Source organism: Halobellus ordinarius (assembly GCF_031823395.1).
GTDB classification, from domain to species: Archaea; Halobacteriota; Halobacteria; order Halobacteriales; family Haloferacaceae; genus Haloquadratum; species Haloquadratum ordinarius.
Genome location: NZ_JAVQKJ010000002.1, coordinates 621,833 through 631,899 on the forward strand (window position 1 = coordinate 621,833; position 10,067 = coordinate 631,899).

General features: G+C 57.8%; 7 protein-coding genes. 3 read left to right on the plus strand and 4 right to left on the minus strand.

What is annotated here, in order from left to right:
• Nucleotides 1-2 precede the first annotated feature (2 nt).
• Nucleotides 3-1,139, plus strand: a complete 1,137-nt coding sequence (locus RJT48_RS03445) for a Gfo/Idh/MocA family protein (RefSeq protein ID WP_311170823.1) — start codon at nt 3-5, stop codon at nt 1,137-1,139.
• A gap of 781 nt (nt 1,140-1,920) precedes the next feature.
• Here RJT48_RS03445 and RJT48_RS03450 read toward each other — a convergent pair.
• Nucleotides 1,921-2,142, minus strand: a complete 222-nt coding sequence (locus tag RJT48_RS03450; protein ID WP_311170824.1) for a hypothetical protein — start codon at nt 2,140-2,142, stop codon at nt 1,921-1,923.
• Nucleotides 2,143-2,450: 308 nt separating this feature from the next.
• Between RJT48_RS03450 and RJT48_RS03455 the strand changes: the two genes are divergently transcribed.
• Nucleotides 2,451-2,879 carry a YccF domain-containing protein gene (locus RJT48_RS03455; protein WP_311170853.1) on the plus strand — a complete coding sequence of 143 codons (429 nt, stop codon included), beginning with the start codon at nt 2,451-2,453 and terminating at the stop codon, nt 2,877-2,879.
• Between the two features lie 962 nt (nt 2,880-3,841).
• Here RJT48_RS03455 and gdhB read toward each other — a convergent pair.
• The 3 genes from gdhB to RJT48_RS03470 all read right to left on the minus strand — a co-directional run bounded on the left by gdhB (nt 3,842) and on the right by RJT48_RS03470 (nt 8,272).
• Nucleotides 3,842-5,137, minus strand: a complete 1,296-nt coding sequence (gene gdhB / locus RJT48_RS03460; RefSeq protein WP_311170825.1) for a glutamate dehydrogenase GdhB — start codon at nt 5,135-5,137, stop codon at nt 3,842-3,844.
• On the minus strand, nt 5,134-5,277 hold the full coding sequence (locus tag RJT48_RS03465) for a rubrerythrin-like domain-containing protein (protein ID WP_311170826.1): 144 nt from the start codon (nt 5,275-5,277) through the stop codon (nt 5,134-5,136). The genes gdhB and RJT48_RS03465 overlap by 4 nt, the downstream gene beginning before the upstream one ends.
• Nucleotides 5,278-5,389: 112 nt before the next feature.
• Nucleotides 5,390-8,272 carry a bacterio-opsin activator domain-containing protein gene (locus RJT48_RS03470; protein ID WP_311170827.1) on the minus strand — a complete coding sequence of 961 codons (2,883 nt, stop codon included), beginning with the start codon at nt 8,270-8,272 and terminating at the stop codon, nt 5,390-5,392.
• A 573-nt stretch (nt 8,273-8,845) separates the two neighbouring features.
• Here RJT48_RS03470 and RJT48_RS03475 point away from each other — a divergent pair.
• Nucleotides 8,846-9,844 carry a tyrosine-type recombinase/integrase gene (locus tag RJT48_RS03475; protein ID WP_311170828.1) on the plus strand — a complete coding sequence of 333 codons (999 nt, stop codon included), beginning with the start codon at nt 8,846-8,848 and terminating at the stop codon, nt 9,842-9,844.
• Nucleotides 9,845-10,067: the final 223 nt, after the last annotated feature.

Here is a 10,067-nt window from a genome sequence, read left to right on the forward strand (position 1 = left end):
CGATGACACTGTCAGTAGGCTTCCTTGGATACCGGTTCATCGGCACGGCCCACGCGAACGCGCTCGCCCGCCTCGGGATGTTCTTCCCGGACGCCCCGGCCGTCGAACGCGACGTGCTCGTGGGTCGCGACGAGGAGGCGCTGTCCGAGGCCGTCGACCAGCTCGGATTCGATCGCTATGCGACCGACTGGCGGGACGTCGTCGACGAGGTGGACGTCTTCTACAACCTGGGACCGAACAACGTCCACGCCGATCCCTCGATCGCCGCCCTCGAGGCAGACACCCACGTCTTCTGTGAGAAACCGCTCGCACATACTCTGGAGGACGCAGAGCGGATGACCGAGGCCGCCAGGGACAGCGATGCCACCGCCGGCGTTGCGTTCAATTACCGGTTCGTGCCCGCCATCCAGTACGCCAGACGGCTCATCGAAGAGGGAGAACTCGGCGACATCCACCACGTCCGCGCGGAGTACCTGCAGGACTGGCTTGTCGACCCGACAGCGCCCTGGAGCTGGCGCAACTCTGAGGAGATTGCCGGCTCGGGCGCGCTCGGGGATCTGGGTGCGCACTCGCTAGACCTCGCGCAGTACCTCCTCGACGAACAGATCACGCGCGTCTCCGGCCACCTGAAAACGTTCGTCGACGAGCGCCCCGTTCCGGGCGAGTCCGGGTCGGCGTTGGACGCCGAAGGCGAGGACACCGCGGAGACCCGGCCGGTCACGGTCGACGACGCCTACACGGCCCAAGTCGAGTTCGGGAACGGCGCTATGGGCGTCTTCGAGGCGTCGCGGTACGCCACCGGTCACAAGAACGGCAACGTCATCGAAATCAACGGCTCGGAGGGCTCACTCAGGTTCGACCTCGAACGCCTCAACGAGCTCGAAGTCCACACCGGCGACAGCCGCGGATTCGAGACCGTGATGGTCACCGATCCCGGCGATCCCTACGTCGACCACTGGTGGCCGCCCGGGCACGTCCTCGGCTGGGAACACACGCTCATCCACGAGAACTACGAGTTCCTCACCGCGGTGGCGTCCAACGAACCACACTCGCCGGACTTCGAGGCTGGGCTGGCCGTTCAACGCATCCTCGACGCCATCGAACGCAGCGACGAGCGCGGCGAGTGGGTTTCCCCCTAGGCTGGTGTCGACGCGAATCCGAATCCCGAAGTTCAGGTGAGTCAACGGGGCTCCGGGAGCGCGGGCTGTCGATTTGGCCCTCTGATAATGACTACTCTCGTCTCTTCCCGCCGAGCGCCACCCCCGTTGGCGGCGCTCGGCGGCAAACAGTGAGAGTAACCATTATGAGAAGTCGCTCGATCACTCTCGCTGCCGACGGAACGATCGCGAATAAAATAAGTATTATTAATATAATTGATAACTGATAGACAACGGCATTTCGCTTTGGATATCGGTGCCGCTTGATCACTAGTCGAGACTGACTCTCCGGTGCTTAAATCCGATAAATTAGTCTAATATTCACTCTCAGGCGACTACTACGTTTTCCAGTGTTTTTCACTCGGCGGAGCCGCTGCCGAATCATATTTTGCGTATTTTGAGGCTGATAGCCACTATTTTGTTTGTATAGTGAATATATCGACGGAATATACTCTATTTCCCCCACTCAGATCTTATCAATCGCTATTCTCCAAATCGTAACCTGAACGCACCGGACAAATTAACAATTAAGCAATATACATTATATTTTACTAGAAAAATGACATTAAAATTTTTCTGGTTCGGCCGATCGAAGAGGGGGAATCGCGGGCCGGCAACTACGCTGTCGGTGCACCGATGTTATAGGAGCGTTCGCAACTGATTGCTCATCCGATCGCACGACTGCGTGCGGTCGTATGAGCGAAGACTTTCGAACGATACAAGAGGTCCCACGTAGTGCGCCTCGACGAGTTCGACGACGACTCTACGATGTGGTCCAGTTCCTGAGGAAACGGCGTGGATGCCGATGCGTGCGAGACGCGGGCGACACCTGACGATGGGTGCTCGTCGTCGGCCAAAAATCGACCTCACGATCCGACCCGCCCAAATAGCTATCAAAGTTTTTCAGCTTCCCTGTGCCTTCGATGTCCTGTTCGGGGTCGTCGAAGAGACCATCGAACCGGTCGACCAGAGATTTCGGATCCATCGTACCACCTACGCCCACTCGAAGTCAGCCGTCGCAGCCGAGTACTGTTTGATCTGTTCTTCCTCATACTGATTACTCTCGTCTCTTCCCGCCGAGCGCCGCCAACGAGGATGGCGCTCGGCGGTAAAACGTGAGAGTAATCAGTATCACACGAGAGGAGAGTACCCCTGGCGGTATCGGCGAATCCGAGAGCTGTCCCGTGGAGAACACCCAGAACCCGTAGTAGGTGCGTCCGCAGTCTTAACCGTATTCCCAACTTAGACTCGCCTATGAACGACTCACCCACAAGGAATCAGCACGGCCCCGGTATGGATGCCACCGTCGAGCAGCGTAACACGACGCCCTCGATCGTGGTTCGCGCAGTTTACTTCCTCCTCATTGGATGGTGGGCGAGCGGGATCTGGCTGAGCGTGGCGTGGTTCCTCAACCTCACGATCATCGGGATGCCGTTCGGGATCAAGATGATCAACAAGGTGCCGAAGATCGTCTCGCTGAAGGATCAGACCATCACGATGACGATTACTCAAACCGAGACCGGCGGCGTAACCGTCACCGAATCGACAAGCGAGCAGTACTCGCTCATCGTTCGCGCGGTGTACTTCCTCCTGGTCGGTTGGTGGCTGAGTGGGATCTGGATGTCGATCGCGTGGGTCGCTTCGATTACCATCGTCGGACTCCCGGTGGCCGTCTGGATGTACGACCGCCTTCCGTTCGTCGTCTCGCTGTACAAGTACTGAGTTCTCTTGATCGGGCCGAACACGAGCGCCCACACGGGGACAGAACTCTGCAGTTTGCCCTCGCGTTCGACCACGCCGAGTTCCTCGGCGTGCTCTTCGAGAAACGCAGAGGGAAACAGTGTAGTGAGCCGACACATCATTCGCGACGAGGAGGTTTCGTTGTGCACGCTCGACACCTCCATCGTCCCTTCCGAAAAGCACCCTCGATAAGCCGCCGCTGTCACGCGGTTCGTCTTTTAGATAACGACGGATGACTTCGACCAGTTGTGGTTCTCGCACGTGACGTACAGCGGGCGTGCTATCGAACCAACTACGTTTTCACCAACCTGCTGTTCGAGGAAGTCCGCAAAATTTCCAGGTCGGCCTGCCCTTGGTAGCCACACGGACATCGGAATATGTCGCCGTTTCGTTCCGTCTTCTCGCGCTCGCCTCCCCTTCATCGCCGTGATTATCTTCGGAATTGCCGGCCTCCATCTCGTTTCCGGTGGCCACTAACAGTTGTACTTTTGCCGGAGTAAATAGTGGTCACCAGTCGAATTCCCCGTGAGTCCGCTACAGCCCAAGTAGCTCGGCGAGATACGTCTGAGCAGGACCGGCAGTCACTCGGAGCGTCGCGGCGCCGAACCCGAACGCAATCAAACTCAGTAGGATAACGAGTCGTGCTCTTTCATCCCCTGGCTCGAGAAGCTGAGTGGATACTGCCAGCGACCCGGATACCAGACAAATAATCGCTCCTGTGATCACTCCGAGAACGATGAAAACAGGATCGTCAAAACTCAGAACCCTGAATCCCGGGTCATAGAACCCCAACCAGTGACAGACAGCCCCGAGTGTGAGATACCCTATGAATCCAGTGACAACCCCTATGCCTCCAATAGATGACAGACGAAACAGTCGTATGGCCCCACGTTCGAGCGGAGTTGCCGGCTTTCGGGCCCGCTCAGTAGGGAGAGGCGTCATCGCTATGGCCAAAGTCCGCGGGCTTCGTGAGCCGCAGCGATACGTGAGAGCGCCACGATATAGGCTGCATCCCGCCAGGTGACGTCGCGGCGTTCGAACTCCGTCTGGACGGCCCGCCAGGCGGCCTGCATCTCCGTTTCGAGCTCGTCGTTCACCCGTTCGAGCGACCACGCCCGCCGATTGATGTCCTGGAGCCACTCGAAATAGCTCACTGTGACACCGCCAGCGTTGGCGAGAATATCTGGAATCACGGCGACATCCCGCTCTGCGAGAATCGAATCGGCCGACGAGGTCGTCGGGCCGTTCGCGCCTTCGACAACGAACTCCGCGGCGATTGCTTCTGCGTTCTGCTCGGTGATCACGTTGCCCAGCGCTGCGGGAATGAGTACGTCAACGTCGAGCGTGAGCAACTCGTCGTTCGAAATCACGGTGTCTGCATACGTGGTGACGGCTTCCGGTTCCTCGTCGTGCGACGGGATGGACGCCGTATCGATTCCGTCCGGCTCGTACATCGCCCCGTTCACGTCGCTGATCGCGACGACGGTCGCCCCCCAGTCGTCGAGTAACCGTGCAGCATTCGCCCCGACGCTCCCGTAGCCCTGGACTGCCACCGTCGTCTCCGCGAGTGGGCGGTCGTAGTACTCACAGACCAACCGCGTGACGATCGCGACACTTCGACCCGGGGCCTCTTCGCGCCCTTTACTGCCGCCAACGATCGGCGGTTTGCCGGTGACGACGCCTGGTGTCGTCTCACCTTCCTGCATCGAGTACGCGTCCATCAACCACGCCATCGTCTGCGGATCCGTTCCCATATCGGGAGCGGGAATATCCTGATTGGGGCCGATGACATCACGAAGTTCCTGTGCGAACCGGCGGGTGAGCCGCTCCTTTTCGTCCGAGCTCAGTTCTTTGGGGTTGACAGCGACACCGCCTTTGGCCCCGCCGAAAGGCAGATCCATAACGGCGCATTTCCAGGTCATCCACATACTGAGGCCGACGCTCTCGTCTCTTGTCACCTCGGGGTGGTACCGAAGCCCGCCTTTGTACGGACCTCTCACACTGTCGTGTTGGGCTCGATACCCTGTGAACATCTCGACGGTGCCGTCATCCCGCTCTACGGGGATCGTTACCTCGTGAACCTGTTTCGGGTATTTGAGTCGTTCGACGACATTCGGGTCGATATCGAGACGGTTGGCAGCACGGTACAGCTGACGACGGGCCGTTTCGAGCGCAGACTCCGACGTGGCAGACGGTTCCGCCTCGTCGCGGGCACTATCGGTTTTCGATGCCATCGTCATTCAAGCTGGATGCGACGATTTCGCATCGGTCCACCGCAGTCGGGGCACTGGCTGGGACTGGTCTCTGCGACGATGATAGTCCCACAGTCGAAGCACTCGTAAGGGGTTTCTTCGGCCGATTTGGGGTCGACATCTCTCATTGTAGGTCACGAGTGCCGACACGCAGATCGGGGCACTCTGGATACGGATTATACGTGTATAAGGGAATATTCGGTTATTCGTTACCAAACCATCTTATCGAACAGCGGTTCGTTATTTAACCACCTTAGCGGAGCCGGCGACGGGGAGGTTGCTCCCTTCGAAGAGCGTCGCAAACAGTTTCCGCTGGACGGTCCGAGCGTGTTTGTAGAAGGCAGGTGGAGAGATCCCTAACGTCGCTGCAACGTCTTCACCGGTGCTCTCGCGTGGTGACTCGAAGTACCCGCTGTAGTATGCGGTTTGGATCACCTCGAGCTGTCGCTCGGTCAGCTTGTCGAGGAACCTCGAATAGAGATCGTGTGTTGCGGTCTGATCGAGCGTCTGCTTGGCGCGGAGATCGACGGTGGAGAACGTCTCCCGGACGAGTTGGCTGATCGTTCGGACGTCGATACTGTCCGGGATATCGATGACCAGCGTCGTCGTGGTTGGATCAGCCGTCGCTTCGCGGAACACGGCGCCGTGATCGGCCAGCTCTAAAGCGAGAAACGGCTGCGTGAGCCGGAGTCGCAGAACGCCGCCTTCACCCTCGGTACTGATCGTCTGGACATCATCGATCGCAACCAACTGCGAGGCGGCTTCTGCGACGTCTTCCAGGGATGCATCTTCGACGGTGACAAACACGTAACTCCCCTCTGTGGACTGCTGGACCCCGCCCTGATACGAGAGTGTGCACGCTGCGTCCCGTGCGAGCCGTGAGAGGACGAATGCCGGATCATCGATAGTGAACTCGACGCGCGTCATCGATGTCGTGAGCAGCGCATTCTTCCGCTCGATCGCACTGAGAGCAGACGCGATGGTTTCGCCGAGTTCGACCAGGACGGCCTCTGTCGTGTCGTCGAACGCATCCTGGGTCGGTGCGTAGACCGTCAGGACCCCGTGAGTGAGTTCGTTGTACACGAGGGGAATACTCAACACGGAGAGGTAGTCGCGAGCGAGTGCGTCTTTGCGCCACTGCTCCTCGCGGAGGCCGGCAGCGACGTTTGTCACCATCGTCACGTCGCCAGTGGCCGCGGTTTGTCCGGCTGGCTCTGCGTTTGCCACGTCGACGGCAAACGACTGACTGTCCAGATATCCCTGTTCGGAGCCCGCCCAGGCCCGTGGCTCGACAGTGTCGGTCGCCGGGTCAACCGTCCCTATCCAGGCGAACCTGAACCGGTCGTCGGCGGTCAAAAGCTCACAGACGGTATGGTCAATCTCCTCTCGGGTTTCTGCTTGCACGATGGCTTGATCGATCTCCCGAATCGTCTCGTTGATACGATTCAGGGCGGTGAGCTGTTCGTTCTGCTGCTGGAGTGTGCGATCCTGTTCACGGAGCCGGGACTCCCGTGTGACGCGGTCGAGAGCTGCCTCAGCGGTTGCGGCGAGAAGATCGGCCAGCTCTCGGGTTACGTCGTCGAAGACGCCAATTTGGTCTGAGCCGGCGACGAATACACCGTGGTTGCCGAGTGGAATGTAGGTTGCACTGCGCAGGTCGGTCGCCCGGTTTTCGAGTCGGTCAGCCTCGTGGATATCGTCGAAGAACAGTGCGTCGTCTTCCACGAAACTGTAACTCGGAAGCGTCTCTCCGTCGGCGTGAACGGTGGGGAGCGGTCCGTTGAGTTCTTTCAACGTGGCTGAGTGTGCTGCGGGTCGAAGACTGTTGGTGTCGGCATCGAAGAGATAGACCGCACTCGCATCCAGATTCAGCACACCAGGCGTATCGTCGACGATATGCTGGGCAATCTCTCGGTGAGTCTCGGCGTAGAGGAAATCACGGGCCGTCTCGTGGAGCGTTGCGAGTGCCTCCTCGCGCTGCTTGCGTTTCGTGATATCCCGACAACTGAAGAGGAGGGTCCCGTCCTGAATCGAGACTTCGCGAACGTTAACGAGGAGCGTGTGCTCACGACCCGCTTTGTCCGTCGCGGTCGTCTCGATGTTCTTGAGAACGTTCTCACCCGAAAGTTCGTCACGATCGAAGAGATCCTCACCGAGGAGGTCGTCGATCGTCCCTTGCTCGCGAATCTCGTCAGCCGTGTAGCCGAAGATGAAGTGGACGTTGGGACAGACGTAGGTGTACTCGCCCTGTTCGTTCGTGATGAGGATGGTGTCGGTCATATTGTTCAACGTAATCCGATGCAGTTCCTCCGACTGTCGGAGATCACGTTCGAGGTCGACGCGTTCGGTGATGTCGACGCCTTCGACGACGACCGAGACCAGTTCACCGCGTTCGTTCTCGACAGGGCGGACGGAGAGATCGATGACGCGCGGATCATCGATGTCGGGCGGCTGTTGGACGACTGCATTACCGAACGACCCGCGGAGTGCCTTCTCCGCGAGTTGTCGAACGTCAGCGTTCGCCGCGTCCGGTTGCGACCACCACGGGAGCGTCCAGAAGGGTTCGCCGACAATCGTGTCGACGTCCTCGTCGATCATCTCCCGTGCGGTCCCATTCACGCGGACGAGCGAGCCATCCGGATCCAGCACCCAGGTCGCCGTCCGCGAATCGTTGAATATCGCGTCGAACTGTCTGGCTCGCTCTCGTTGCGTGACCGACCGCTGTGCGGACCGAATCGCGCGCTCCGTTCGGTTGATGATCTCGTCAGTCCGCTGCTCGGCTGAGCCTGTGAGCGCGATGTAGTCGGTGACGCCGGCTTCGATGGCCTCACTGGCTATAGCTTCGCTCCCACCGGCAGTACCGAGGATAACTGGCAGCGTGGTGGTTTCGGTGCGGACCTCTCTGAGGAGTTCAATTCCGGTTGACACCGGTAGCGTGTACTCGCTAATAAGACAGTCCGTGGCCCTCTTCTGGACGACATCAACCGCCTCCGATTTGGTTCCAACCGTTTGAACAGTTGCGTTAGTCCGTGTTTCGAGCGACGCTGCACATTGCGTGATCCACTCGCTTGCCCCAACAAGCAAGACGGTCGACGAATCGAGGACGCTTGGGGTAGATACCATTATTCGAAAGATGGGAGGCAACAGAAATGCAGATTGATGCCCATTCGAACCTGGATCTTGTGTTGCCGTGAGACTGGATTGAGGTTCATACTCGTCGCTAGCTAACAATCAAACCTGCGAGAGACAAAGGCGTTTACTACGTAACCCCGGGAGGTAGTACACTTCGCTAAAACTGTCGTGTAACTATGCGTTGCTTCAGAGAATAGTACCGATGAGCGGCAGACTAATTTTATGTCCTGGTTATAAATCACGGTCGGACGTGCTCGCGTCGCTGCGCGCGAGCTCCCTGGTTCGAATCCGCGTGTCCATCGCGATTCCGCGGACTCCTCGCTGTCGCTCTTCGTTGCGAGGAATCAGAGACGGGTCGGGGCGGATTCGAACCGCGAGGACTTCGCTTCGCTCGTCCTCTGGCTCCCGCCTCGCTTCGCTCGGCGGGAACGCCGGCCTGCTCCGTATCCTTCGAATTCGAGAAGAAACCGAGTGGGTCGGGGCGGACATGCTGCGTAGTACGTACGGACTCTTCGCCCCCGAATTCACGCGATAGATGTCCTCTAACTGGGGTCCGTGTCAAGGATGCCCATAGGAGAAAACGATCTTGAACCGCTTGATCCCAAGGCAGCAACTAAGCTGTTCTTGGAGCACAAGGCCGTGAACTGTACCGAATCGACTGTCCAGAACCATCGGTACCGATTGAAGCACTTCCTGGCGTGGTGTGATGAGGAGGGTATTGACAATCTGAACGATCTCTCTGGCAGAGAGATTCAGCGCTATCGTCTGTGGTTAGGGGAAAAAGAGGACCTCAATAAGCTCACAATCAAGAATATGCTATCTGGGTTACGAGTCTTCTTGAAGTGGTCCGCCTCCGTTGAAGCCGTGCCGGAGAATCTCTATACAAAGCTGATGATCCCGCGGGTCAAGCGAAGTGAGCGGAGTCGGAATGAACTACTCGAGTCTGAGAGAGCCGAGGAGATCTTAGAATATCTGTCGAAGTACCAGTATGCATCAACAGAACACGTCATAATCGCGCTTCTCTGGGAGACGGGGATGCGGGTTGGTGCAGCAAATTCTATCGATATACAGGATGTGGACTGTGATCGAGAGTCGCTCCAACTCGAACACCGTCCGGACCAAGGTACGACACTAAAAAATGGCAATAGTGGTGAACGGCTGATTGCAATAACAACCGAGTTAGCAAGACTAATTGAGGATTATGTGGAGACGAATCGGGACCCGATAACTGATGAGTTTGGTCGGGAACCACTATTCACCACGGCTCACGGTCGAATGCACCGCAATAGTATTCGCAGGACGGTGTATCGGGTCACGTCTCCGTGTTATATCGATAAGGAGTGTCCTGATTGTAAACAGGACCCGGACAAGAAGTGTCCTGAAGCAGCCAACCCCCACGCGATACGGAGAGGAAGCATCACACACTTCTTGACTAATGATGTGCCCGTCGATATTGTGGGAGATCGAATGAACGTGAGCAGAGACGTCCTTGAAGAGCACTACGACGAGCGCTCACCCGAGGTGAAAGCGGAGCAGCGACGGAAGTATCTCGATAATATCTGAGTAGAGCCCAACTCGAAGACTCTCTTTTCTCTTTCCAACGACGGAGATATCTACTGAGATGGTCACTCAGCACTCACTATACACAAATACCCACGTTCTCAAAATGCCTTGTTGAACGCAAGACAACGACGGGGTAGGGTCGATTGTTTGTAGTCTCACGCCATCAGAGGCAGGTATGTGGAGTCAGAAGATGCAGTAGCCGTCACTCACGGTGGTTGTCGAA

Coding starts and splice junctions, on each gene's coding strand:
- RJT48_RS03445 (WP_311170823.1), top strand. CDS start 3: ATGACACTGTCAGTAGGCTTCCTTGGATACCGGTTCATCGGCACGGCC.
- RJT48_RS03450 (WP_311170824.1), bottom strand. CDS start 2,142: ATGGATCCGAAATCTCTGGTCGACCGGTTCGATGGTCTCTTCGACGAC.
- RJT48_RS03455 (WP_311170853.1), top strand. CDS start 2,451: ATGGATGCCACCGTCGAGCAGCGTAACACGACGCCCTCGATCGTGGTT.
- gdhB (WP_311170825.1), bottom strand. CDS start 5,137: ATGACGATGGCATCGAAAACCGATAGTGCCCGCGACGAGGCGGAACCG.
- RJT48_RS03465 (WP_311170826.1), bottom strand. CDS start 5,277: ATGAGAGATGTCGACCCCAAATCGGCCGAAGAAACCCCTTACGAGTGC.
- RJT48_RS03470 (WP_311170827.1), bottom strand. CDS start 8,272: ATGGTATCTACCCCAAGCGTCCTCGATTCGTCGACCGTCTTGCTTGTT.
- RJT48_RS03475 (WP_311170828.1), top strand. CDS start 8,846: ATGCCCATAGGAGAAAACGATCTTGAACCGCTTGATCCCAAGGCAGCA.